Origin of the sequence: Micromonospora parva (genome assembly GCF_040649675.1) — a bacterium.
Lineage (GTDB): Bacteria > Actinomycetota > Actinomycetes > Mycobacteriales > Micromonosporaceae > Micromonospora > Micromonospora parva.
In genome coordinates this window covers 169,607-193,703 of sequence record NZ_JBEZFX010000010.1, presented here as the reverse complement: position 1 = coordinate 193,703, position 24,097 = coordinate 169,607, and the positions used below count along the sequence as shown (strand labels likewise).

Annotated in this window: 27 protein-coding genes; 15 read left to right on the top strand and 12 right to left on the bottom strand. The window is 71.9% G+C overall.

Features of this window, described 5'->3' with window-relative positions; genetic code table 11:
- Window positions 1-139: 139 nt before the first annotated feature.
- The 8 genes from AB0C03_RS24975 to AB0C03_RS24940 are packed head-to-tail and all read left to right on the top strand — an operon-like array spanning window position 140 to window position 6,353.
- On the top strand, window positions 140-958 hold the full coding sequence (locus AB0C03_RS24975) for a CoA transferase subunit A (protein ID WP_030330700.1): 819 nt from the start codon (window positions 140-142) through the stop codon (window positions 956-958).
- Between the two features lie 27 nt (window positions 959-985).
- Window positions 986-1,756: a CoA-transferase subunit beta gene (locus AB0C03_RS24970; RefSeq protein ID WP_210864511.1), complete on the top strand. Its 771-nt coding sequence runs from the start codon at window positions 986-988 to the stop codon at window positions 1,754-1,756.
- Window positions 1,753-2,502 (top strand): protocatechuate 3,4-dioxygenase subunit beta, encoded by a 750-nt coding sequence (pcaH, locus tag AB0C03_RS24965; RefSeq protein ID WP_357639110.1) that lies wholly within the window; start codon window positions 1,753-1,755, stop codon window positions 2,500-2,502. Before AB0C03_RS24970 ends, pcaH begins: the two co-directional genes overlap by 4 nt.
- Window positions 2,495-3,067: a protocatechuate 3,4-dioxygenase subunit alpha gene (pcaG, locus tag AB0C03_RS24960; protein ID WP_030330694.1), complete on the top strand. Its 573-nt coding sequence runs from the start codon at window positions 2,495-2,497 to the stop codon at window positions 3,065-3,067. Before pcaH ends, pcaG begins: the two co-directional genes overlap by 8 nt.
- The gene (gene pcaB, locus AB0C03_RS24955; RefSeq protein WP_357639107.1) at window positions 3,042-4,382 is read left to right on the top strand and encodes a 3-carboxy-cis,cis-muconate cycloisomerase; all 1,341 of its coding nucleotides are present in this window, start codon (window positions 3,042-3,044) and stop codon (window positions 4,380-4,382) included. Before pcaG ends, pcaB begins: the two co-directional genes overlap by 26 nt.
- Window positions 4,379-5,158, top strand: coding sequence for a 3-oxoadipate enol-lactonase (gene pcaD, locus AB0C03_RS24950; RefSeq protein ID WP_030330691.1), 780 nt, complete (start codon window positions 4,379-4,381; stop codon window positions 5,156-5,158). The genes pcaB and pcaD overlap by 4 nt, the downstream gene beginning before the upstream one ends.
- Window positions 5,155-5,535, top strand: a complete 381-nt coding sequence (gene pcaC, locus AB0C03_RS24945) for a 4-carboxymuconolactone decarboxylase (RefSeq protein WP_030330689.1) — start codon at window positions 5,155-5,157, stop codon at window positions 5,533-5,535. Before pcaD ends, pcaC begins: the two co-directional genes overlap by 4 nt.
- The gene (locus AB0C03_RS24940; protein ID WP_245233589.1) at window positions 5,532-6,353 is read left to right on the top strand and encodes an IclR family transcriptional regulator; all 822 of its coding nucleotides are present in this window, start codon (window positions 5,532-5,534) and stop codon (window positions 6,351-6,353) included. Before pcaC ends, AB0C03_RS24940 begins: the two co-directional genes overlap by 4 nt.
- On the opposite strand, the gene AB0C03_RS24935 is transcribed toward AB0C03_RS24940, so the two are convergent.
- From AB0C03_RS24935 to AB0C03_RS24925, 3 genes are all read right to left on the bottom strand, one after another.
- Window positions 6,340-6,984 carry a DUF2306 domain-containing protein gene (locus tag AB0C03_RS24935; protein ID WP_030330686.1) on the bottom strand — a complete coding sequence of 215 codons (645 nt, stop codon included), beginning with the start codon at window positions 6,982-6,984 and terminating at the stop codon, window positions 6,340-6,342. The genes AB0C03_RS24940 and AB0C03_RS24935 overlap by 14 nt on opposite strands.
- Window positions 6,985-7,082: 98 nt before the next feature.
- Window positions 7,083-7,745: a response regulator gene (locus AB0C03_RS24930; protein ID WP_030330683.1), complete on the bottom strand. Its 663-nt coding sequence runs from the start codon at window positions 7,743-7,745 to the stop codon at window positions 7,083-7,085.
- The gene (locus tag AB0C03_RS24925; protein ID WP_030330682.1) at window positions 7,742-8,881 is read right to left on the bottom strand and encodes a sensor histidine kinase; all 1,140 of its coding nucleotides are present in this window, start codon (window positions 8,879-8,881) and stop codon (window positions 7,742-7,744) included. Before AB0C03_RS24925 ends, AB0C03_RS24930 begins: the two co-directional genes overlap by 4 nt.
- A gap of 214 nt (window positions 8,882-9,095) precedes the next feature.
- Here AB0C03_RS24925 and AB0C03_RS24920 point away from each other — a divergent pair, with 214 nt between their 5' ends.
- Entirely contained in the window at window positions 9,096-10,364 is a 1,269-nt protein-coding gene (locus AB0C03_RS24920; protein ID WP_030330681.1) for a prolyl oligopeptidase family serine peptidase, read from the top strand.
- A gap of 22 nt (window positions 10,365-10,386) precedes the next feature.
- On the opposite strand, the gene AB0C03_RS24915 is transcribed toward AB0C03_RS24920, so the two are convergent.
- The 3 genes from AB0C03_RS24915 to AB0C03_RS24905 form a co-directional block, all read right to left on the bottom strand.
- Window positions 10,387-10,911, bottom strand: a complete 525-nt coding sequence (locus AB0C03_RS24915; RefSeq protein ID WP_030330680.1) for a hypothetical protein — start codon at window positions 10,909-10,911, stop codon at window positions 10,387-10,389.
- 126 nt (window positions 10,912-11,037) lie between these two features.
- Window positions 11,038-12,696, bottom strand: coding sequence for an RICIN domain-containing protein (locus AB0C03_RS24910; protein WP_051708301.1), 1,659 nt, complete (start codon window positions 12,694-12,696; stop codon window positions 11,038-11,040).
- Between the two features lie 60 nt (window positions 12,697-12,756).
- The gene (locus AB0C03_RS24905; protein WP_081883777.1) at window positions 12,757-14,271 is read right to left on the bottom strand and encodes a family 43 glycosylhydrolase; all 1,515 of its coding nucleotides are present in this window, start codon (window positions 14,269-14,271) and stop codon (window positions 12,757-12,759) included.
- A gap of 257 nt (window positions 14,272-14,528) precedes the next feature.
- On the opposite strand from AB0C03_RS24905, the gene AB0C03_RS24900 reads away from it, so the two are divergent.
- Window positions 14,529-14,963 (top strand): glutaredoxin domain-containing protein, encoded by a 435-nt coding sequence (locus AB0C03_RS24900; RefSeq protein WP_030330677.1) that lies wholly within the window; start codon window positions 14,529-14,531, stop codon window positions 14,961-14,963.
- A 13-nt stretch (window positions 14,964-14,976) separates the two neighbouring features.
- Here AB0C03_RS24900 and AB0C03_RS24895 read toward each other — a convergent pair whose 3' ends face one another.
- The gene (locus tag AB0C03_RS24895; RefSeq protein ID WP_357639102.1) at window positions 14,977-16,158 is read right to left on the bottom strand and encodes an amidohydrolase family protein; all 1,182 of its coding nucleotides are present in this window, start codon (window positions 16,156-16,158) and stop codon (window positions 14,977-14,979) included.
- 249 nt (window positions 16,159-16,407) lie between these two features.
- Window positions 16,408-16,761: a VOC family protein gene (locus AB0C03_RS24890; protein ID WP_279515907.1), complete on the bottom strand. Its 354-nt coding sequence runs from the start codon at window positions 16,759-16,761 to the stop codon at window positions 16,408-16,410.
- A gap of 69 nt (window positions 16,762-16,830) precedes the next feature.
- Between AB0C03_RS24890 and AB0C03_RS24885 the strand changes: the two genes are divergently transcribed.
- Window positions 16,831-17,397: a hypothetical protein gene (locus tag AB0C03_RS24885; protein WP_156057436.1), complete on the top strand. Its 567-nt coding sequence runs from the start codon at window positions 16,831-16,833 to the stop codon at window positions 17,395-17,397.
- 75 nt (window positions 17,398-17,472) lie between these two features.
- Here the strand turns inward: AB0C03_RS24885 and AB0C03_RS24880 are convergent, their stop codons facing one another.
- Both AB0C03_RS24880 and AB0C03_RS24875 read right to left on the bottom strand, forming a co-directional pair.
- Complete coding sequence (locus AB0C03_RS24880) at window positions 17,473-18,018, bottom strand: hypothetical protein (protein ID WP_051708299.1); 546 nt, start codon at window positions 18,016-18,018, stop codon at window positions 17,473-17,475.
- A gap of 108 nt (window positions 18,019-18,126) precedes the next feature.
- Entirely contained in the window at window positions 18,127-19,074 is a 948-nt protein-coding gene (locus tag AB0C03_RS24875; RefSeq protein WP_030330670.1) for a ketopantoate reductase family protein, read from the bottom strand.
- A gap of 85 nt (window positions 19,075-19,159) precedes the next feature.
- Between AB0C03_RS24875 and AB0C03_RS24870 the strand changes: the two genes are divergently transcribed.
- Window positions 19,160-19,729 (top strand): TetR/AcrR family transcriptional regulator, encoded by a 570-nt coding sequence (locus AB0C03_RS24870; protein WP_030330668.1) that lies wholly within the window; start codon window positions 19,160-19,162, stop codon window positions 19,727-19,729.
- Between the two features lie 29 nt (window positions 19,730-19,758).
- Here AB0C03_RS24870 and AB0C03_RS24865 read toward each other — a convergent pair whose 3' ends face one another.
- Together AB0C03_RS24865 and AB0C03_RS24860 are read right to left on the bottom strand one after the other, a co-directional pair.
- Window positions 19,759-20,979, bottom strand: coding sequence for an RNA polymerase sigma factor (locus AB0C03_RS24865; RefSeq protein WP_030330667.1), 1,221 nt, complete (start codon window positions 20,977-20,979; stop codon window positions 19,759-19,761).
- Window positions 20,979-21,365 (bottom strand): YciI family protein, encoded by a 387-nt coding sequence (locus AB0C03_RS24860; protein ID WP_030330665.1) that lies wholly within the window; start codon window positions 21,363-21,365, stop codon window positions 20,979-20,981. Before AB0C03_RS24860 ends, AB0C03_RS24865 begins: the two co-directional genes overlap by 1 nt.
- A 407-nt stretch (window positions 21,366-21,772) precedes the next feature.
- Here AB0C03_RS24860 and AB0C03_RS24855 point away from each other — a divergent pair, with 407 nt between their 5' ends.
- The 3 genes from AB0C03_RS24855 to AB0C03_RS24845 all read left to right on the top strand — a co-directional run bounded on the left by AB0C03_RS24855 (window position 21,773) and on the right by AB0C03_RS24845 (window position 24,046).
- A complete protein-coding gene (locus AB0C03_RS24855) occupies window positions 21,773-22,987 on the top strand; it encodes a cellulose-binding domain-containing protein (RefSeq protein WP_030330663.1) in 1,215 nt (404 codons plus the stop codon).
- Between the two features lie 139 nt (window positions 22,988-23,126).
- Entirely contained in the window at window positions 23,127-23,768 is a 642-nt protein-coding gene (locus AB0C03_RS24850; protein WP_030330662.1) for a GNAT family protein, read from the top strand.
- A 131-nt stretch (window positions 23,769-23,899) separates the two neighbouring features.
- The gene (locus AB0C03_RS24845) at window positions 23,900-24,046 is read left to right on the top strand and encodes a hypothetical protein (RefSeq protein ID WP_167337290.1); all 147 of its coding nucleotides are present in this window, start codon (window positions 23,900-23,902) and stop codon (window positions 24,044-24,046) included.
- Window positions 24,047-24,097: the final 51 nt, after the last annotated feature.

Here is a 24,097-nt window from a genome sequence, read left to right as displayed (position 1 = left end):
GAGCACTGTGGACGGCGTGGCCGGGCCCGGTGAACCTGTCGTTGACTGACGCCATCCGCCCGTCGTACGTTCGAGATGAGCACGGCAGTCCGCATAGCGAACAGCGGGCAGCACTGTTGTCGCGGGAGGCGGGAGGCCCATGGCGAAGCTCGTCTCGCTGGCCGAGGGCGTGGCGCAGCTGGTCCACGACGGTGACGTGGTGGCCCTGGAAGGGTTCACCCACCTCATTCCGTTCGCCGCCGGTCACGAGATCATCCGTCAGGGGCGGCGGGACCTGACCCTCGTGCGGATGACCCCCGACGTCATCTACGACCAGCTCATCGGCGCCGGCTGCGCCCGTCGCCTGGTCTTCTCCTGGGGCGGCAACCCGGGCGTCGGGTCGCTGCACCGCTTCCGCGACGCCGTGCAGCACGCCTGGCCGCGCCCACTCGAACTGGAGGAGCACAGCCACGCGGGCATGGCGAACCGGTACGTCGCCGGGGCGTCCGGGCTGCCGTTCGCCGTCCTGCGCGGCTACACCGGCACCGACCTGCCCCGGCACACCACCAACATCCGCCCCATCACCTGCCCGTTCACCGGCGAGACGCTCACCGCCGTCCCCGCCCTGCGTCCCGACGTGACGGTGGTGCACGCCCAGCGCGCGGACCGCAACGGCAACGTGCAGATGTGGGGCATCACCGGGGTGCAGAAGGAGGCGGTGCTCGCCGCCCACCGGTCACTGGTCACCGTCGAGGAGATCGTGGACGAGTGGGAACCCGTACCCGGGCAGGTCGTCCTGCCCGGCTGGGCGGTCACCGCGGTGGCCGAGGTGCCCGGCGGCGCACACCCCTCCTACGCCCACGGTTACTCGGTGCGCGACAACGACTTCTACCGGGACTGGGACGCCGTCAGCCGACACCGCGACACCTTCCGCGCCTGGCTGGACGAGCACGTGCACAGGGCCGGCGCGGCGGCATGAGTCAGCGCAGCGAGCGAGGGGAACGCGATGGCGGACTGGACCGCGGACGAGATGATGACCGTCGCCGCGGCGCGGCAACTGCGCGACGGCACCGCCTGCTTCGTCGGGATCGGGTTGCCCAGCACGGCGGCGAATCTCGCCCGGGCGACGCACGCCCCGAACCTGGTCCTCATCTACGAATCCGGGTGCCTCGGCGCGAAGCCGGACCGGCTTCCGCTCTCCATCGGAGACGGGGTCCTCGCCGACACCGCTGACGCGGTGGTGTCGGTGCCCGAGGTGTTCAACTACTGGCTCCAGCCCGGCCGGATCGACGTGGGTTTCCTCGGCGCCGCCCAGCTCGACCGGTACGGCAACATCAACACCACCGTCGTCGGCGGTGACTACGACACCCCGAAGGTCCGGCTGCCCGGAGCCGGTGGCGCCCCGGAGATCGCCGCCTCCTGCGGCGAGGTCGTGGTCATCGTCCGGCAGGACCTGCGGACGTTCACCGAACGGGTCGACTTCGTCACCTCGGTCGGGTACGGGACGGGCCCGGGCGACCGGGAACGGCTCGGCCTGCGCGGCGGCGGTCCCCGCATGGTGATCACCGACCTCGGCGTGCTCGAACCCGACCCGGTCACCCGCGAACTCACGCTGACCCACCTGCACCCCGGCGTGACGCGGGAGCAGGCACGGGCGGCCACCGGCTGGGACCTCGCCGTCGCCGAGGAACCGGCCGCCACTGCGCCACCGACGGCCCACGAACTCGCGGTGTTGCGGGCGCTGGAAGCGACGAAGTCCGACAGGAGACGACAATGACCACTCAGGACACCCGGGCCGGCGGCGGCCTGGTGCTGCCGCGGTACCGACGCGACGACGTCGACGCCCACCCGCCGTTGCTCAGTCCCGGCTACAGGTCGACGGTGGCGCGGGCGCCGAAACACCCACTGATCCACCTGCCGCAGCGGCTGACCGAGATCACCGGGCCGTTGCTGGGGGAGGGGCGGCTCGGCCCGCTCGACCACGACCTGACCCGCCAGCACGACGGCGAACCGCAGGGACAGCGGATCATCGTGCACGGCCGGGTCCGCGACGGTGACGGTCGACCGGTACCCCGCACGCTCGTCGAGATCTGGCAGGCCAACGCCGCCGGACGGTACCGCGACGCCCGCGACACCTGGCCGGCCCCGCTCGACCCCCACTTCACCGGGGTGGGTCGGGCGCTCACCGACGACCAGGGGCGGTACCGGTTCATCACCGTGCAGCCCGGCGCGTACCCCTGGCGTAACCACGACAACGCCTGGCGGCCGGCGCACATCCACTTCTCCCTCTTCGGCCGCGCGTTCACCCAACGGCTGGTGACGCAGATGTACTTTCCGGGCGACCCGCTCTTCTTCCAGGACCCGATCTTCAACTCGGTCCGCGACCCGAAGGCCCGGGAACGGATGATCGCCCGGTACGACCACGCCACCACGACACCGGAGTGGGCGCTGGCGTACGAGTTCGACATCGTGCTGCGGGGCTGGGAGAGCACCCCCTTCGAGGACGAGGACGACGATGAGTGAGCGGTTGGGTGTCATGCCCGCGCAGACCGTCGGGCCGTACCTGCACATCGGCCTGCGCTGGCCCGACGGCCCGTACGTCGTGCCCGAGGGCACGCCCGGCGCGTTCTGGATCAGGGGCCGGATCGTCGACGGCACCGGGACGCCGGTGGTGGACGCGATGGTGGAGAGCTGGCAGGCCGACCCGGACGGCCGGTTCGACCACCCGGACGACCCTCGGGGGGCCCGGCCGCCAGTGCTCGCCGGCTTCCGCGGATTCGGGCGCAGCGAGACCGACGGGCAGGGGTGGTACCGGTTGTTGACAGTCAAGCCGGGGGCGCTGCCCGATCCGGAGGGCGGCACCGAAGCCCCTCACCTCACCCTGTCCGTCTTCGGGCGTGGGCTGCTGCACCGCCTCGTCACCCGGCTCTACTTCCCCGACGAGCCGGCGGCGAACGCCGTTGACCCCGTGCTGCGCGGCGTCGACGCCGACCGCCGCGACACCCTGCTGGCGACACCCGCAGCGGACGGGTTCCGGTTCGACATCCACCTGCAGGGCGCGCATGAGACCGTCTTCTTCGCCGTCTGACGGGCTGCTCGGCGGCCTCTCCGGCACCTCGGACGTCGACGCGGAACTCAGCGACCCGGCAGTGCTCCAGGCGATGCTCGACGCGGAGGCCGCGCTGGCCCGGGCCGTGGCGGACGCCGGCATCATGCCCGCACCGGCCGCCGACGCGATCGTCGCGCAGTGCCGCGCCGAGCGGTACGACCCGGGGGCCCTCGGCAGGGCGGCCGACGCCACCGGCAACCCGGTCGTTCCGCTGGTGGGTGAGCTGACCGCCGCAGTGCCGGAGCACCACCGGGCCTGGGTGCACTTCGGAGCGACCAGCCAGGACGTGCTGGACACCGCGCTGGCCCTGGTGGCGGTGCGGGCGCTCGGGCCGCTGCTGCGGCACCTCGACACCGCGGTGGACGCCGCCGCCCAGCTGGCCGACGCCCACCGGGACACCGTGACGGTCGCCCGGACCCTCGGCCAGCAGGCGGCACCCACCACGTTCGGGCTCAAGGCCGCCGGCTGGTTGACCGGGCTGGCCGAGGCCCGGGACCGGCTGCGGCAGGCCGGCGTCGCGCAGCCCGCGCAGCTCGGTGGCGCGGTCGGCACCCTGGCCGCGTACGGCCCGGCCGGCGCCGACGTCGCCGAGCGGTTCGCGGCGCACCTGGGCCTCCCGCCGAGCCCGCTGCCCTGGCACACCCGCCGGCAGCCCTGGCTCGACCTGGCCACCGCCCTCGGTGGGCTCCTCGTGGCCGCCGGCAAGGTCGCGCTCGACGTCGGCCTGCTCGCCCAGAACGAGATCGCCGAGGTCGCCGAGGGTGGCGTCGGCCGGGGCGGCTCCTCGGCCATGCCGCACAAGCGCAACCCGGTGGACTCGGTCCTCGTCACCGCCGCGACACGACGCGGTCCCGGTCTCGTCGCCACAGTGTTCGCCGCGGCGGTGCAGGAGCACGAGCGGGCCGCCGGCGCCTGGCACGCCGAGTGGGAACCACTGCTCGACCTGCTGCACGTGACCGGTGGCGCCGCCGCGCGGTGCGCCCGGATGCTCGTCGGGCTGCGGGTCGACGCGCGGCGGATGCGGGCGAACCTCGACGCGACAGGGGGCGTCCTGCTGGCCGAGGCGGTCGCCGCGCGACTGACGCCCGCCGTCGGTCGCCGCGCCGCGCACGACCTGGTGACCCGTGCCGCCGCCGCGCCCTCGTTCCGCGCCGCGCTGCTCGCCGACACCGAGATCCGCGCTCACCTGTCCGACACCGAGATAGCCGAGGCGCTCGACCCGCACCGCTGGCTCGGCTCGGCCGGGCGGTTCGTCGACAGGGCCCTTGTCGCCGTTCGGGGAGCGGACGGATGACCGCCCGGCTGCATCTCACCGTCGACGGTCCGGCCGTCGCCCCGGTGCTGCTGCTCGGCAGTTCCCTCGGCACCGCCGCCGCGATGTGGGACCCCCAGGTGCCGGCGCTCGCCCAACGGTTCCGGGTCATCCGGTACGACCACCTGGGCCACGGGCGCTCGGCGGTGCCGCCCGGGCCGTACACCCTGGACCTGTTGGGCCGGGAGTTGCTGCGGACGCTGGACGACCTCGACGTGCCGTGGGTCCACTACGCGGGGCTGTCCCTCGGCGGCATGGTGGGCATGTGGCTCGCCACGTACGCGCCCGAGCGGGTGCGCCGGCTGGCGCTGCTCTGCACGTCGGCGTCGCTCGGCCCACCCGAGCAGTGGCGGGACCGGGCGGCGACGGTGCGGGCCGAAGGGTTGCCGACGATCGCCGACGCGGTGGTGGCCCGCTGGTTCACCCCGGCCTTCGCCGCCGCCCGGCCGGAGGTGGTCGCCGCCCACCGCGCCATGCTGACCGCGACGCCCCCGGACGGGTACGCCGCCTGCTGCGAGGCGATAGCCGCGATGGACCTCCGACCCGACCTCGGCCGGGTCGCCGCGCCGACGCTGGTCATCGCCGGCGCGGACGACCCGGCCACCCCGGTGCCGCACGCCCGCGAGATCGTCGGACGCATCCCACGGGCTCGGCTGGCCGTGCTCGACGCGGCGGCGCACCTGGCCAACGTCGAGCAACCCGAGCAGGTGTGCCGACTCCTGTCGGGACACTTCCAGGAGGGACGTGATGAGGAATGAACGACAGCGAGCGGCACGAGGCGGGCATGACGGTACGTCGACAGGTGCTGGGCGACGCGCACGTGGACCGCGCGATCGCCGGCACCGACGAGTTCACCGCCGACTTCCAGGACTTCATCACCCGCTACGCGTGGGGCGAGGTGTGGAGCCGGCCCGGCCTCGACCGGCGTACCCGTAGTTGCATCACCCTCGCCGTGCTCGCCACCCTGCACCACGACGACGAGTTGGCGATGCACGTCCGGGCCGCGCTGCGTAACGGGCTGAGCCCGCAGGAGGTGGCGGAGGTCCTGCTCCAGGTCGGCGTCTACGCTGGTGTACCGGCGGCGAACCGGGCGTTCACGGTGGCCCGGGAGACCCTGCGGCAGGAGGCCGGGTGAGTGTGAGCGAGGAGGCGACCAGGTCGCCGGAGTTCGTTCAGTCGCTGGAGCGCGGCCTCGCGGTGATCCGCGCGTTCGACGGCGACCATCCGCAGCTCACCCTCAGCGAGGTGGCCAGGAGGACCGGGTTGACCCGGGCCGCCGCGCGCCGGTTCCTGCTCACCCTGGTCGAGCTGGGCTACGTGCACACCGACGGGCGGCTCTTCTCGCTGCGGGCCCGGATCCTCGAACTCGGCTACGCGTACCTGTCCAGCCTCAGCCTGCCCGAGGTCGCGCAGCGGCACATGGAGGCGCTGGTGGCGCGGGTGCACGAGTCCTGCTCGGTGTCGGTGCTCGACGGCGACGAGGTCGTCTATGTCGCCCGCGTGCCCACCAAACGGATCATGACGGTGGGGATCAGCGTCGGCACCCGGTTCCCCGCGTACGCCACCTCCATGGGCCGGGTGCTGCTCGCCGCGCAACCGACGGAGTGGCTCGACGACTACCTCGCCACGGCGCAGCTGCGCCCGCTGACCCGGCGCACCGTCACCGACCCGGCGAAGCTGCGCGCCGTCCTCACGAAGATCGCCGCCCAGGGGTACGCGATCGTCGACCAGGAGTTGGAGGAGGGGCTGCGCTCGGTGGCCGCGCCGATCCACGGCGAGAACGGTTCGGTGATCGCGGCGGTGAACGTCTCCGCGCACGCCACCCGGGGGTCCTTCGAGATGATCCGCCGGGAGCTGCTCCCGCCGCTGCTGGCCGCCGCGAAGCGGATCGAGGAGGACATCCGTGGCGGTCTGAGCCGGTCACCGACGGCCGACGGGCTCAGCTCAGCGTGAGGGCCGGCGCGGTGACCGCCCGGGCCGGGCGCCGCAGATACCATTCGGCCACCGCAAGGTTGATCAGCCAGCCGGCGACCACCAGGCCGGCCCGGAGGTTCCCGTCGGGCTGTTCGCCGACCGCGATGAGGTACGGCGCGTGGGTGAACGCCTGGGTGCCGGCGCCCAACCCGATCGCGTAGCCGCGCACCATCCACCTGCGGTGCCGGTCGATGTCCTGGCGCAGCACGGCGGCGAGACCGAGCAGGATCGCACCGGCCATGACCGAGCCGAAGACGAGCCGCATGCCGGCGAGCACGTCGTTGTCGTGGGCCGGCAGGTCGTACCCGACGGCCATCCACATGCCGCTGAACGCGACAGTCAGCCCGCACGGCACGAGCACCCGACCGGCACGGCGGTGCCAACGGTGGCGGCGCAGCCGGGGTACGAACTGGAACGCGCCCAGGACCGTGTAGACCACCGCGCCGACGATGTGCAGCACCACCGGCAGCGGATCGGCGACGAAGCGGGCGTTCTCCGGGGTGACCTGCGGCCCGGTGCCCAACTCGGTGAGCCGTCCCGCTCCGGCGAGCATCGGTATCAGGCCCAGCAGGATCAACGCGGCCGGCAGCCGCCACTCTCGCATCGTCATGCCACCGATGGTGGACGCCGTACCCGGCCCCACTCATCGGCACATGGGCCGCGATCCGGTCGGCCCATGGTCGGACACCGCCGTCGTACCTATGTCGCTCACCAGTGCCGCCGGCCGCGGTTGGTCTCGTACGCCCACATCGCCACCTCGACCCGGTTACGCACCCCCAGCTTGGTCATCAGGCTGGTCACGTGCGACTTGACGGTGCTCAACGTGATGTGCAGCTCCGCGGCGATCTCCTGGTTGGTGCGTCCCCGCGCGACGGCGACCAGGACCTGCTCCTCCCGGTCGGTGAGCGCGTCGATGGGCTGCTGGCGCGGCGCGGCCGGGTCCGCGTCGGCGAACGCCTTCAACAGCCGGGTGGTGACGCTCGGCGCGATCAGCGCGTCCCCGTTGGCCGCCGCGTGCACGGCCTGGCTGAGCAGCTCGGGACCGGCCTCCTTGAGCAGGAAGCCGCGGGCGCCGGCCCGCAGCGCCGCGTACACGTACTCGTCGAGGTCGAAGGTCGTGATGACGACCACCGCGAGCGGCTGCGCGACCGTTGGGCCGGCGAGCGCCCGGGTGGCCTCGATGCCGTCCATGCCGGGCATGCGAATGTCGAAGAGGCACACGTCGGGGCGCAGCCGCCGGGCGAGCTCGACCGCCTGCCGGCCGTCGCCCGCGCCGCCGACGACCTCGATGCCGGGCTGAGTGTTCAGGATGATGGTGAGGCCGGTGCGAACGATCTCCTGGTCGTCCGCCACGAGCACGCGAACCGTCACGCGCCGACCCCCTGGCGCGGGAGCACCGCCGTGACCGTCCAGCCACGGTCGGGATTGGGCCCGGCCTGGCAGGTGCCGCCGAGCAGGTCGGCGCGTTCCTTCATGCCCGTCAGGCCGAAACCGGGTGAGCCGGTCGGCCCGGCGGCCCCGGCCTCGCCGTCGTCGCTGACCCGCAGCCGCACCGACGTGTCGTCGGCCGCGACGCTGACCTCGATGCGGGTGGCGTGCCGGGCGTGGCGACGGGCGTTGGTGACCGACTCCTGAGCCAGGCGGTAGAGCGCGGAGCCGACACCGGGCGCGAGGTCGTTGAGGTCGCCGCGCAGATTCACCTCGACGTTCGGCCCGGTGCGGAACTGGCCGGCGAGCCGCCCGATGTCGGCGACCTGCGGGTGTGGCTCCCGGTCGGCGGGCTGGTCGTGGCGCAGGACGCGGACCATCGCGCGCATCTCGGCGAGCGCACGGGACGCCTCGGCCTCGATGGTGCGCAGCGCCTCGACGGCTGCGTGCGGCTGGCTCGCCGACACGGCGATGCCGGCCTGGGCGCGGATCGCCATCGCCGACACGTGGTGGGCCACCGTGTCGTGCAGGTCGCGGGCGAGTCGTTCCCGTTCCAACAGCTTCACCCGATCGAGCTCGCGCAGCCGGGCGGCGGCCCGGAAGCGGATCGCGACACCCAGCGTGGCGGCGGCGAACATCACCGCGAAGCCGGCGACGAGTTCCCCGCCGTCGATCGAGCCGACCACACCGGCGGCGGTCACCTTCGCCACCACGAAGAACGACCCGATCACGGCATCGCGACCGGAGCCCCACCGCAACAGCGCGTAGACCAGCAGGACCAGAAAGCTCGCCGTGAACAACTGACAGGGATCGCCGGGCAGCACGAACGGGGCGACAGTCGTGCCGCCGAACGCGATCACCACCATCGCGAGCGGCCTGGTCCGTCGCCAGAGGATGGTGGGCAGCAGCGCGAGCGCGACGACGACGCAGCCCACCCGCCACGGCAGATCGGGTCGGAGAGCGCCTTCCACCAGCATCGCCGGCGTCAGGACCGCGATCACCGCCCAGTCGCGCCACAGCCGGGACGGGGCGGGTGAGACACGCGGCTCGGCCAACACCGCGTGCAGGCGAGGGTGCATGGGGTCCATCGTACGAACGGTGGTGCGACTCCAGATCGTCCCAAAGTACGACCGGTGGCTAACGGGTGGCCTGCTCGCCGGATGGGAGGCGTCTCTCAAGGCGGGTGGAGTCTGGTCCGGACGGCAGCGCCGGCACCGGTTGCCAGTAGATCTCCGCGGCGTTACGTTGAGACGCCATCGACGTATGTCTACATCGCTAGGTACGGGGGCCCGCATGTCCACGCCTGTCACTCGTCGCACCGTGCTGGCCGGTGGGGCCGGCGCCGCCATCGGCCTGGCAGTGCCCGGCCTCGCGGCCGCCCACCCCGACGGCCACCATCGCACCAGCGTGAGCTTCACCCTCGACGCGACAACCCTCGACGGCGGCGAGCAGGTTACCTCGGTCACCCTCGACACCAGCCGGCTCGGGCCGATCGACCCGGCCGGGCTGACCCCCGCCACGTTCACCGTGCACGCCAAGGCCACCAGCCCGATCCCGATCGCTCCCGGCGACCTGATCTTCAGCGAGTACGACCTGGACCGGACGGTGACCGCGGCCCGGCTCGACCGGCGCGGCAACATCGTGCTGGAGTTGAGCCACGGCGAGGGTCAACCCGGCGGCGGCACCCTCGGGTACATCCTGAGCAGGGGCCGCAACGTCCAACTGGACCTCGTCTACACCATCACCCAGAACACCCCGATCGTCCGACGCCACGGCTCGCCGGTCACCATCAGCCGCTTCGTGCAGGCGGGGCTGTCGAACCCCGAGGTGGACGCCTTCAGCTACCACGTCTCGGGCTCCGGCCTGAAGTACCGGCTGTACTCTCCCGACCACTCGCCCCGACGCGGTCGGCGGCCACTGATCGTCTGGCTGCACGGCGGCGGTGAGGGTGCCTCGCTGCCCGACGACTACTACGACAACGAGACCACACTGCGTGCCAACCGTGGAGCGCTCGGCTTCGCCACCCCGCAGGCACAGCAGATCTTCTCCGGCGCGTACGTCGTCGCTCCGCAGAGCACCTCCTACTGGATGGAGGACGGCCCCCGGTTCGCCCCGCTGATCCGCGAGATCGTCCAGGACCTGGTACGCCGCAAGCGGGTCGACCCCGACCGGATCTACGTGGTCGGTTGCAGCAACGGCGGCTACATGTCGCTGGAGATGACCTCGACCTATCCGGACCTGTTCGCCGCGTCGGTGCCGATCTGCGGTGTTGTCGAGCCGCTCGACGGGGAGGGCCCCCCGTTGCTCACCGACGCGGAGCTGGCCGGGATCCGCACGCCGACCTGGCTGGTCACCTCACGCGACGACGACACCGTGCCGCCCGAGACCAACACGATCCACGCGCACGACCTCATCCCAGGGTCGCTGATCACCCTGTACGACCACGTCGTGTGGAACGGCTACCAGTTCCCCGGGCACTGGTCCTGGATCTACGTGGCCCGCAACGACCCGAGCCTCAACGGCACCCACATCTGGCAGTGGATGGCCCGTCGTCGTCGGTGATCCGTCGTCCGGCCCGGATGGATCACCGCCTGCGGCGCAGTTCGCGCAACACCCCGTGTCGACGCAGCGCCCAGACGAGACGCCGCACGCGGGGGTGCCACACCACCAGCACCGCCGCCCGGCGGATCAGGCCGATCCGGTTGTCGCTCACCTGGTTCTCGATCGCCTGCCAGATCAGCTCGCGCACCTTGGCGCTCGCCAACACCGCCCGAACCTCACGCCGTACGGTGGGATCCTCGGCCGCCGACGCGATGGCCGCGGCCTGACCCGGCCGGTCCGCGAGCGGCTCCACCGCCGCCGCGACGAGGGGCCGGCGTACCTCGTCCCGCTCCAGCAGCAACAACACCGCTTCCCGGATCTGCACAGTGTCCAGGGCCGACCGCAGCAGCCGGAGCAGGCTGCGTTCCACCTCGTGGTCGTGGTCCGGAACGGTGAGGGTGGCCAGCAGTCCCGCGACCTCGTCGAGGTCGACGACGTGTCGCACGCCGGTGCGGAACTCCGGCAGCTCCCACGCCACCTGCAGCGCCTTGACGAGATTGCGGTTCATGGGCCACCCGCTACCCGCGAGCGCCGGCCGGCGAAACCCCGCGACCGGTCCGGGGCGGCGCGCCAGCCACGATTTCCGTGACGGGGTGAGCGGCCGCCCGGGGTCGGGCGGCCGCTCGTCATCGGGTCAGCACCAGGTCAACGTCGAGTTGATCCGTGTGACGTTGCTGATCGTGTTGTTCGCTCCACCGCAGGGGTTCTGGGTGATGTTGGTGTTGGTGACCGTCAGGTTCTGGAAGCGGATGCCGGAGGAGATCGGGAACTCCGATCGCGAGGCGATCCGCACCTCGCCACCGCCCGTCACCGTCCCGGACACTCCGGCGATGACGACGTTGTAGCAGTTCTCCACCAGGATCGAGTTGTTCCCGGTGTTCGAGATCGTCACCCGGTCGATGACCGCGCCACCGGACTCGGAGACACAGAAGATGCCCCGACCGCCCCCGGACGCGATCACGGTGCCGACCCGGATGTTGGTCGGGTACGAGCTGCCCACCCGGCCGTTGCGGTTGGCCATCCGGAACGCCGCGTACCCGGTGCCGGTCCCGGCGCCCTGCGCGTCGACAGTGCCCACCGTGGCGTTGATCGTGTCGTTGAGCAGCAGCCCGGAGTCCCGGGTGTTGCGCGCCGTGACCGTGCCGATCGTCAGACCGTCCACGCCGTACGTCTCCACCCCGTGCGTCCCGGTGCCCGACACGTACACGTTGTCGATGCGGATGTTGCGCACCTTGACCGCCCGATCTCCGCCGTGGTTGTCGATGCGTACGCCCAGACCGGCCGAGAGCCGCATGTCGATCTGCCCGAGGGTCAGGTTGTTCACGTTGCGCATGAAGATCCCGTACAACGGTGAGCCAGTCAGCGTGAGGTTCTGCACCTCGACGTCAGTGGTGCCGCGCGAGTAGACCGGCGCCTGGTCGCCCGAGCCCGACCCGGTCACGTTGATCGTGCCGCACACGGCCAGTGTGGTGTACGACGGCAGCGACAACCGGGAGCCGGCGCTCATCGAACCGGAGCCGCGAACCACCACCCGCTGCTTCGACGTACGACCCGCCGAGAGCGAGTTGACCGCCGCCTGCATCGCCGACAACATGTCCGAACCCGAGTAGACAGTCGACGAGCCGTTGCGGGCCGTCCAGGTGCTCCCGCTCAGCACCGCCTCGGCGTTTGTCGACCCGCTGCCGCAGCCGGTGGTGGGTGGTGTGCTGACACCGCCCACCGCGACCAGCTGCCACTGCTGGTTCGTGCCGTTGAGGTCGGTGTACTGACTGATCCGGCCGCCGTCGGCGGTGGACCGCTCCCAGACCTCCAGCACCTTGGCGGAGTGGCGGTTGACCAGGCGGACGTGGCCGCTGTCGGAGTCGAGGACCTGGAACTGCTGGTTGGTGCCGTTGAGATCGGACCACTGCCGGTACTCGGCGCCGTCGGCGGTGTTCCACTCCCACAGGTCGACGACCTTCCCGCTGTGCCGGGCCTTGAGGCGGTAGTAGCCGCCGCCGGAGGAGACGAACTGGAACTGTTGCCACGCCCCGTCGTTGCGGGACCACTGCTGGATCACCGCGCCGTCCGCCGTCGAGGTGTCCCGGACGTCGAGGACCTTGCCGCTGTGCCGGTTGACCAGGACGTAGTAGGCGTTGGTGTCGATGGTCGCCGCCGCTGCCGGCGGTGCGCCGACCAGAACCACGCCGGCCGCGCCGACCAGCGTGGTGATCATGGCGAACACCAGGCCGGTACGCCATCGGCGACGGACCGACCCGCCGCCGGACCGTTTTCTCGTGAGGGGGAAGGGCATCGCTCCTCCTGGCTGGATGGGCTCGGGGTGAGACGGGACGGGTGCCGAGGCCGGCGGGCGCTACTCCAGGTGGAAGGTCGCCGATGCGCGGTCGGCGCTCGAACTGACCGCCTCCACGTAGAGCAGTCCGCCGCGATGGCGCACATGACGGCCCGGGAAGTTCTGCGACTCCAGGGAGATCCCGGCGCCGTCGGCGAGGCCGGCCTGGCGGTGGAAGCTCGCATCGCCAGCGAACAGGGCTGAGCCGTCGCTCTTCTCGACGTACAGGGCGAAGCCCCGGTGACGCAGGTAGTACCCGGGGAAGTTGGTCGACTCCAGCGACACCGATCCGCCGCCGGCGAGGCCGCTGACGATGCGGAACTGGGAGTCGGCCAGGTTGGTCACGTTCGGCTCGATCCGGGCCCGGTAGTCGTAGTGCCGGATGTAGCTGCTGGTCTGGTCGTGTGACCGCAACCGGACCGGGGTGGCACCGTCGGGCACCGGGATGCCGAAGTTCGGGGTGCCGTCGGCGTTCCAGTACACCTTCTGCAGCCGGGTGCGCCGGTTCGGGTCGTTGAGCGGATCACCGGAGATGTCGCGGTAGCTCCGGTCGTGGTAGACGAGGATGTCGCTCTGCCCGTCCTCGGAGACGGTGAACGAGTTGTGGCCGGGGCCGTACTGGCTGGTGGCCGCGTTGCTCGCGAACACCGGGCTGGGGCTCTTGCTCCACGAGGCGGCGTCGAGCAGGTTCGCGGTGACGGAGGCGCTCAGCATCCCGAGGCAGTAGTTGGCGTCCGTGGCGCTGGCCGAGTAGGTCAGGAAGATGCGGCCGTTGCGTTGGATCACCGCCGGTCCCTCGGCGACCCGGTAGCCCCGGGTCTCCCAGTCGTACGTCGGCACGACGAGGCGAGTCACCGTGCCGGTGATCTGCCACGGGTTGGCACCCATCCGGGCGAGGTAGACGTTGGAGTTGTTGGAGATCCCCGGCTCCTGCTGGGCCCAGGTCAGGTAGCGCACCCCGTTGGCGACGAAGGTGGAGGCGTCCAGACTGAAGGTGTCCCAGGGGGTGCTGATCCGGCCGCGTTCGGTCCAGGAACCGGTGAGCGGATTGGCGTTGGCGTTCTCCAGCACGTACATCCGGATCCGCCACACGTCATCGGTCCGCCCGGCGGCGAAGTAGACGTACCACCGGTTGTTGATGAAGTGGATCTCCGGTGCCCAGATGTGGGCACCCATCTCTCCGCTGGTGTGGCGGCTCCAGATCGTGGTCTCCGCCGCCGTCGCCAGCCCCTGCAGGGTGGTCGCCCGGCGCAGCACGATCCGGTCGTACTGCGGCACCGTCGCGGTCAGGTAGTAGTAGCCGTCGGTGTGCCGGAAGATGTGCGGGTCGGCCCGCTGGTTCGCCAACGGGTTGGTGTAGCTGACGGCCGGTGCGGCCTGAGCCGGCCCGGCCACGGGCAGGCCGGCCGACACGGCCAGCACCACCAACACCGCGGCCAGCGCCGACCGCAGTCGTCGATGGCCGCCGCGGCCGGCGGGCCCGTGGCGGACGGCTCGGCGGGTGGTGGGGTCGGTGGGAGCGAGTGGCAGCGGCATCTGTCCTCCGCGAGCGTGGGAAACGGCCATTGACCGGCGCGGGACGACACCCGCCGTGCGGCGTGCCGATGCGGTCGACGTCACCCGGCGATGTCGGGAAGGGCCGGGGGAGAGGCCCGAAAAGGCGGGAGTGTGACGGTGGCGTTGCGGGCAGGTGGCGGACTCATGTTGGCGTTAACATCGATGCATGTCAAGGTGTGAAAGTCACTGACCTGGCGGCGGCGGCCACCCTCGTACCTGCGGGTAGTGTCCTCGGCGTGCTGCGACGGTGGGTTCTGGCGATCCTGATGGCGGCCTGCGGCGTGTTGGTGGCGGCGAGCCAACTGACCGCCGGGCTGCCCGCCGTCGGCGCGGTCGAGCTGGTGGTCTTCCTGGTGTTGGCACTGCTGCTGTCGCCGTGGGCCTTCCCCCGCTCGGTGAGTGCCGCCGAAGCGCGGCGGGCCAGCGCGGTGGACGGCCGGCCGATCGTGTACTGGCGTCCCGGCTGTCGCTACTGCCTTCAGCTGCGGTTCTCACTCGGCCGGCTCGCCCGGCGGGCCCACTGGGTGGACATCTGGCACGACCCGGCCGCTGCCGCCGCCGTCCGGGCGGTGGCCGGCGGCAACGAGACGGTGCCCACCGTCGTGCTCGGCGAACGGGCTGTGGTCAACCCCGACCGGGCCTGGTTCCGCCAGCAGCTCCGCTCGTCCTGACCCGGCGTCACCCTCATCCCACCGGTTGGCCGGCACGGTACACGGCCAGCGGGCGACGCAGCGCCCTGATGTCGCTCGTCGGGTCGCCGTCGACGATCAACACATCGGCGTCGAACCCCGGGGCGATGCGGCCCTTGCGTCGCGCCAGGCCGCACACCTCGGCACCGACCGAGGTGGCCGAGGCGAGGGCGGCGGTGGCGGGAATGCCGCAGGCCACGTACTCGACGAGCGTCTCGGGCAGGATCCCGTGCGGCTTCGCCGGGCCGAGGCCCGCGTCCGAACCGGCGACCAGTCGGACCCCGGCCCGGTGAAGGGTGGCGACGCCGTCGCGCAGCGCGGCCTCGCTGAGCCCGGCCCGCGCCGCCATCGTCACCACCTCCGGCGGCGTGACCACGGCCGGGTCGGTGCCGAGCGTGGCGCAGACCGCCACCCCGTACCTGGCCAGCCGGTCCGCGAGGTCGTCGGGAACGCGGGCACCGGACGGGGTCACGCAGGTGCAGTGCTCGATGCCGTTCACCCCGACGCGCAGCGCCTGCTCGACGGCGCTCAGCGCGTGCGCGTGCGCGGTCACCGGCAGGCCCAGCTCGTGGGCCTGGGTGAGCGTGGCGGTCAGCTCCCCGTCGGTGAACTGCGGTCTCGTGGTGTCGGTCCCCGGGGTGAACGCCCCGCCGCTGGCCATCACCTTCACCAGGTCCGCGCCGGCCGCCGCGCGCCGGCGAACCGCCTCGCGGACCCCGTCGACGCCGCTCGCCTCGCCTCCCAACGACCAGCAGTGCCCGCCGACGCTGGTGAGTGGTGCGCCCGACGCCACCACCGTCGGAAGGTCGTCGCGCACCCCCGGACCCCGCCACCGGAGCACCGCGTCGCGCCGGTCGCCCAGGTCCCGGACCGTCGTGACGCCGGCCGCCAGGTGCGTACGCAGCGACGTCTCGACGACCCCGTCGAGGTCGGCCTCGGGACGCTCGGCGAGCCGGCCGAGCGCGTCGGGGCCGGCATCGGCGCACAGGTGCACGTGCGCGTCGACCAGGCCGGGCAGCAGCGTGCCGTTGGGCTCCTCGCGTACCGGCCAGCCCGCCGGCGCCTCGGCCCTGCCCCGGTGTACGTCGGCGATCCGCCCGTCGGCGAGCAGGACCAGCACCCCGCCGTCCACGAGCCGTTCACCGTCGAACATCCGGGCGACCCGGAGAGTCGTCATCGTCATCGTCACCCCAGCCACCCCGCTCGGACCCGGCTGACGTTCATGGCGTCCTCGTCACCGGGCGTGGCCTGACCATCGCACCGTCACGTGCGCGCGGCCTCCCCCGCCAGAGCGATATCTCATCCCCGAACAGTGCCGCAGCGCCCCGCCGTCGACGGCGCGGATCCGCAGGGCGAGGCCGAGCAAGAGCAGCGCGACCGCCGGCTCCCGTGAACCCGGGGCAGGTGTTCCACAATCGGCGTCACCTCAGGAGCGGTGCGCTGCCACGTTGATGACGTTGCCGTCCGGGGCACGGACGAAGAACCGGCGCACCCCCCACGGCTCCGTGGTCAGCGGGTGCACGATCTCGTAGCCGAGCCGCTGTGCCTCGGCATAGGCGGCGTCCACATCGTCCACCTGGACGCTGATGACCGAGTCCTCGGGTGCGGACGCGTCACCGGAGACGAGCTGCACGGCCACGTCGGGGTCGGGCGAGGTGTAGCGGGCCACCCAACCCAGATTGAACGCCTCGGTGCTCAGACCGAGGAAGTCGGTGTAGAAGCCCTTCGCGTCGCTGATGTCAGCCACCGGAAGGTTGGGCAGGATGCGGACGACGCGCATGGGGACCTCCAGCTCGGGTCCGATGATTATCCGCCTGACACCGCACGCGCCACGGTGCATCCTGACGCGATGGCAGCCGATGACATGATCGATTCCGAGAACTGGGCCGGCGGGTTCTACGAGCTGATCCTGGTCCTCGGGCCAGCCGATGATGCCCGACTCGACCGGGCCGCGGGTGCTCTCTGGCGGGCCGCTGACGTCCGTGGGTGCCGCGTCGGGGTTGACCTGGTCGAGGTGACCCCCGGCGCGCAAGCGTTCACGACAGGCGGGCACCTGCGCGGGACGCTCACGCTCCCGTCCGGCGCGCGGGTGGTGTGCGGCAGCTACACGACCAGGTACGACAGCGTCGACAACCTGGTGCTCTACCTGCCGCTCGGCGCGCTGGCCCGGGTGGACGGGAGGATCGGCGGGTACCCGTTCGACCAGCGCAGCGGCGTCGAGTCGCTGACCTGGCGCGCCCCACTCGACCGTTGGCTGGCCGACATCGCTGTCACCGTCCACGCCGACGTGCCGTTCACCCGCGCCATCATCGGCTTCGAGGCTGACGACGACACCGACACCACCGCCGGTGCGAGCTACACCGCTCGCCTGGTACCCGGGACCAACGGCATGGACTATCACCCGGCGACCAACTGACCGGGCACCGAATCCGGCGCGGTCGCCGTGCGGGTTGGCTGTGTGCTGGGCCGCCCGGGTACGGCCGGGCCCCGACTATTCCGCTGGTCGCACCCGGGCGACGCGTCGGCGGTAGTCGGCGGCCACGGCTATGACCAGCGGACCCCACGCCAGAAGTGGGGCGTAGAAACGCAACACCTCCCAGCCGGGGGCCGGATGTGCCGGTTCGTCGTCCCCGATTCCCACCCAGCCGCTCTGCACGACGTGGAACCGCTGATTCAGCAGGAAGTACACGCAGACGGCGACGAGCAACCAGCCTCCGGCCAACGCCACGCCCACGACCGGACGCGCCGGGATGCGACGGCCGCCGAAGCGGGGTATCCACGGCGGAACCCGCTGGCCCCACCCGTGCACCAGCCCGAGTGTCGACAGCGCCAACCCCATCGACACCGCGGACAGCAACAGCATGTACCAGTGCGAGACGGCATCGTCGGTGAACACCAGCGACAGTCGCCAGAGCGCGGACGGCAGGACGCAGAGCGGAACGGCGTAGGCGGCCCAGACCGCCCAGGGCGGCGCGGCGGTGCTCGGGTACGCCGGCGCCGGTGGTCCGGTTCGGGTCTGTTCGTCAGCGGCAGTCATGGACCAACGATCGCCGGCTGTGGGTTCGCTCTCCTCCCCGACGCAGGGGAAGTGCTTCCCCTGCTGGGGGCAGGTCGTCGGGGTGGGGACCCGTTCGCCCGGGACCGCCTAGGTCGTTCTCTGCTGGGCGAAGAAGGACTCGGCCGCCTCCAGCCGGGGCACCTCGACATTCAGCCTGCGCGCCTCCGCCAGGGTGTCGCGGCAGACCGCGCGCAGTTCCTCGGGGTTGGCGTGCGCCTCCATCACCACGCGCATCGGCGGGAAGTGCCCGAACAGCCAGGCGAGCGCCGGCGCTGCCAGCCAGACCGGTGCCGTGAAGGGCAACAGGTCGGCCCGGTGCCGCCGCAGGTCGACGCCACGGGCCTCGACGAGCGGGAGGAGTTCGCGGATGGCGAGGATCGCCTCGCGCATGGTGCTGGTCGTGAGCTTGGACAACGAGCCCAGTTTCAGGCTCTGCGTGTGCAGGCCGGCGTTCTGCACGAAGTGGATCGACAGCCAGCCACGGAAGTCCCGGTTCTCCCGGAGCCTGAACCCCGCCTCGCGAAACACCTGGCGCACGGCCCGCTCGCGTTCGGTCGGTGCCCCGCCGAGGGTGCCGAAGGTGACCACGGGCAGGAGACTTCCACGAAGCACACCGTCGTCGCCGAAACCGCCGCCGGCCCCGGGGAAGCCCCAGGCCACCTGGTCGGCGGGAAGGTGCGCTGTCGCGGCCAGCGGCTCGACCCACAGGTTGTTGAAGACGAGCACTGTGGCTCGGCCCACGCGCGGTCCCAGGAAGGCGGCGGCTTCCGCGAAGCTGTAGTGCTGCACGCTCAGCACGATCAGGTCGAAGTCGTGGTCCGGCTCCAGGGACTCGCGATAGCGCACCGGCCACCTCTCGGTGATCCGCTTCCCCCACGGCCGTCGGCGCGCGTCCAGCAGATCAAGATCGATCGCATCGCCGTACGCCGCTGCCCGCCCTGGCCGGACGTAGAACTCGACGTGGTGCCCGGCCTGCTCCAGCGCCCACCCGTACACCGCGCCGATCACGCCGCGACCGAACATCAGAATCTTCACGTGGCACCTCGTACCCTATAATTGGAGGTCATCTCCGCTTTCAAAAATATGGAGACAGTCTCCACTTGTCAACCCTGGGGCCCCTGTGACCGATGCCAAGCCACTGCGCGCCGACGCCCGCCGCAACCGCGACGCCCTGATCGCCAAGGCTCGCGAGCTCTTCGCCGACGGCCGCTTCGACCTGCGCTTCGACGACTTCGCCAAACTTGCCGGGGTGGGCACCGGCACGCTCTACCGGCACTTCCCGACCCGTGAAGCGCTGGCCGAGGCGGTCTACCGTGAAGAACTCACCGCCATGTGTGAGCGCGCCCACGAGATGCAGGCCACCCTCCCCGCCGACCAGGCGCTGGAATCCTTCCTGCGCGGCTTCGTGGACCACCTGCACCACCACGAGGGCCTCGCCCGCACCCTCGCGACGCTGATGGCCACCCAGTCCGGCGCGCTGGCGGAGGGCACCCAAGCTCTGGGCCAGGTCGTCGCCGATCTCCTGGCCGCCGCCGCCAAGACCGGCGCCATCCGCGACGACGTGGGCGCCGGCGCCGTCATGATGACCCTGCACGGCATCTGTGCGGCCTACGACCACCCGAGCTTCCGCACCGACGCGGACGGTGTCGTCGCCCTCGTCCTCGACGGCCTGCGCCGCGGAGAACCCTGAGCAACGGGTCCCCGCGCCGACCGGCCATCTCAGTCACCGCCCAGCGCGGCCGCCTTGCCGAGCAGCACCGAGCGCTCGCGCTGATTGGCGCAGAGCCGGGCGGCCAGCGCCAACTCGGCGCGGGCCTCCGACCGCCGGCCGAGGCGGGTCAGCAGCTCACCGCGTACGGTCGGGACGAGGTGCGAGCCGGGGAGCCGGTTCGAAGCGATCAGCTCGTCCACGACGGCCAGGGCTGGTGCCGGACCCGAGGCCATGGCCACCGCGACGGCCCGGTTGAGCTCGACCACCGGCGAGGGCGCGACCCGGCCGAGCGCCTCGTAGAGCCGGACGATCCGGGCCCAGTTGGTCTGCTCGACCGAGGGCGCCGACGCGTGGGTGGCCGCGATCGCGGCCTGCAGGCCGTACTGGCCGAGGCCGCGCTCCGATGCCGTGGCCAGCGCGGCCAGCCCACGACGAATCGCCGACAGGTCCCACAGTCGGCGGTCCTGGTCGGCGAGGAGCACCGGCGCGCCCTGCGGGTCGGTCCGGGCCGGGAAGCGGGCCGCTGTCAGCTCGCACAACGCGAGCAGGCCGTGCACCTCCGGCTCGTCCGGCTGGAGCGCGGCCAGGGTGCGGACCAGCCGGATCGCCTCCTCGGCGACGTCGGGGCGCAACAGCCGCTCACCCGAGGTGGCCGTCGACCCCTCGGTGAAGATCACGTAGAGGACGCTGAGCACGCCGCCCAGCCGCTCCCGGCGCGCGCCGGGCGGCGGCAGTTCGAACGGCACCCCGGCCGCCGCGATCGCCTTCTTGGCTCGGGTGACGCGGGCCTGCACGGTCGGCACGGGCACCAGGAACGCGCGGGCGATCTCCTCGCTGGACAGGCCGCCCACCACCCGCAGGGTCAGCGCCACCCGCGCCTCGCGGGGGAGCACCGGGTGGCAGCTGACGAACATCAGCGCCAGCACGTCGTCGTCGATCCGGTCCGGATCGATCTCCTGGTCGATCACGGGGTCGGCCGCCAACAGGGCATACCGGTCCTGGAGGGCGGCCCGGCGGCGGATCGCGTCGATCGCCCGCCGCCGGGCCGTGGCCATCAACCACCCGGCCGGATTGGCCGGAGATCCACGCGGCCAGGCCACCAGTGCCTCGGCAACCGCCTCCTGGGCGGCATCCTCGGCCAGCCCGAAGTCACCGGTGAACCGGGTCAGCGCGGCGACGATCCGCGCCGACTCGATCCGCCAGACGGCCTCGATGTCGGCCGTACCCATCAGACCTGGCCGTCGCTCTCGCCGCCCAGCGGAACCTCGTCGGCCTCGGCCACCCGACGGACCTCGATCTTGGAGCCGCGGACCGCCGGGACCCGTTTGGCCCACTCGACCGCCTCCTGCTTCGTGGCGACGTCGAGCAGGAAGTAGCCGCCGAACAACTCCCGGGTCTCGCCGTACGGGCCGTCGGTGACCACCGGCGTCTCGCCACCGAAGTCGACAACGACGCCCTGGCGCGGATCGTCGAGACCCTCGGCCGCGACGAGCACGTCCGCCTTCATCATCTCCTCGATGAACCGGCCGGTCGCCGCCATCGCCTCATCAATCGAGGCCATCATGGCCGCGTTCGTCTCGTCGGTGCCCCGCATGATCAACATGTACCTCGACATCGTCTTCTCCTCATCCGACGGGCCGCCTCCCGACCCTCGCACGCACTCGTCGAACGAGCGGCCCGCGAATCGACATCGCCAGGAGATTCTCTCGCCGCGACACCTCCGATTCCCCGAACCACGGGTGGCGGCCCACCGAACCGGACGCCCGCCGGTGGTCACCTTGCCCCACACCGCTTGATTGAATCGGCGTACATCAATAGATTGAGGGTGGGCGCCGCCGAGGCCCGGGAGACCGGGCCGTCGGCGGCTGACAGGTCCGCCCCGAGCCGGGCATCTCGGTCGTCCGCACGACCGGCAGCTGTGGCGCACCGCCGCGCCGCATCCAGGGCACGTTCTCGCGTCGCGTCCGTCCAGGACACGCCGCGGTCGCGGCCTCCGCTCAGCTCGATTCAGAAGGACCTTCCATGACGATTTTCCGTGCCCGCCCCGCCGCGACAGTGGTCGTCGTCGCCGCGCTGGCCGCCGCCGCGACCACAACCGGCGCGGCGGTGCTCACCGGCCCGGCGTCGGCCGCCCAGGGTTGCCGGATCGACTACACACCCAACCAGTGGCCCGGCGGGTTCACCGCCGCCATCAAGGTCTCCCCGGGGGACACGGCCGTCTCCAGTTGGACCGTCACCTGGACGTACGCGGGGGACGAGCGGGTCACCAGCGGCTGGAACGCCACTGTCAGCCAGTCAGGATCGACGGTGACCGCCCGTAACGCGTCGTACAACGGCAGCATCCCGGCCGGCGGCTCCACCGAGTTCGGGTTGCAGGGAACGTACGGCTCCAGTCCCGGCGCACCGACCGGGTTCGCGCTGAACGGCGTCGCGTGCAACGGCGCCACCCCGCCGCCGACGACGCCCCCACCGACGACGCCTCCGCCGACCACCCCACCGCCGACGACGCCGCCGCCCACCACCCCGCCGCCGACCACCGAGCCGCCGACCGGGTGTGCCGGCGCGGTGCTCTGCGACGGCTTCGAGAGCCAGACCGGTTCGACGCCGTCCGGTGACTGGGCCGTGGTCAGCCCGGACTGTTCCGGTGCCGGCACCGCCACCATCGACACCACCACCACGCACAGCGGCAGCCGGTCGGTCCGGATCAACGGCGCAGCCGGGTACTGCAACCACGTCTTCATCAGGTCCACCAAGAACCTCGGCAGTGTGGGCACCGTCCGCTACGGGCGGATCTGGGTCCGGCACACCAGCGCCCAGCCCACCGAACACACCACGATGATGGCGATGGTCGACGCCGCCGACGGCAACAAGGACCTGCGGTTGGGTGGCCAGAACGGTGCCCTGCAGTGGAACCGCGCCTCCGACGACGCGACGCTGCCCGAGCAGAGCCCGGCCGGGGTGGCACAGAGCGTGCCGCTGCCCACCAACCGATGGACCTGCCTGGAGTTCATGGTGGACGGCGCGGCCGGTCAGCTGCGTACCTGGTTGGACGGCACCGCCATCGTCGGGTTGACCGCCGACGGCGCGCCGACGCACGACATCGACGGCCAGTGGTACAACCGCACCTGGCGACCGCAGCTCACCGACCTGAAGCTGGGCTGGGAGAGCTACGGCGGCGGAGCCGACACCCTCTGGTACGACGACGTCGCGGTGGGGTCCAGCCGGATCGGCTGCTGACCCGTCGGGGTCGTCGACGGCGCCCGGCAGCGGTGCGCCGTCACGCCGACGGTGCTGTCTAGGGTGTGACCCCGAGGGTGGGTCACACCCTGGACCGCGTCGGCCTCGACCTGGCCGGGCCCCGCAGGAGAGAGCGACAATGGACCGCAACCTGGCCGACGTCCTGGACGCGGCGGCGCACGGGCACTTCCCACCACCGGACGGCGGAACCACAGTGGTGCCGCAACCCAGCCGCCGGGACGCCGGAGTCATCGCCTTCACCGGGCACTCGGTGGTGTTCACCGACGAAGACCCCCAGTGGGTACGCCGTCTGCTGAGCAGCACCGACTGCGACCCGTTGGCGGCCACGATGAACCCGCGTTTCCTGGGTGCGCTGCTCGACCGCACCCGACGGTCCATGGACACCATCGACCTGCTGACCGTCGCGAGCAACCTCGCCGGGCCGCCGCCACTGCGGCTGACCGAGCTTGCCGACGGCGAGCATCCCCGCGAGGTCAGGGCCCGTCGCCGCCGTGACGACGTCCGGGTCTGGGCCGCCGAGGGTGGAGTGGTCGTGCTCGGCCGAGGGGTGGCCGGCCGTTGGGAGGCGGCGATCGAGGTCGACGACGAGCGTCGCCACCGGGGCCTGGGGCGGGCGCTGGCGACGGCGGCCCGGCATCTGGTGCCCGACGGCCAGCCGGTCTGGGCCCAGCAGGCCACCGGGAACGCCCGCAGCGTGCGCGCCTTCCAGGCGGCGGGATTTCGACCGGTGGGCGCCGAAGCACTTCTCCTCCAAGCCTAGGCACACCACATTGACGGACCCCGCGTCCACTGTGCGCATACCGTGATCCGGGGGACGTTTCCACGATCACGTCCGGGGGCATCCCGGCGGATGAAGGCAGCCGCCTCTACCCCCTGATCGAGGAGAACACCATGTCGGTCCAGGCATTTCTCTACGTCGTCGCCGTCATCCTGATCGTGCTCGCGGCCCTGCCGTTGCCCACGAGGGGTGTCTCGCTCGCGCTTCTGGGTGCCGCCTGCGCCCTGCTCGCCTACGCCTGGCCGGTGATCACCGACTGATCCTGCCGTGAGTCATCGTGGGGTCGGTCCTGGCCGGCAGCCCTAGCGCGA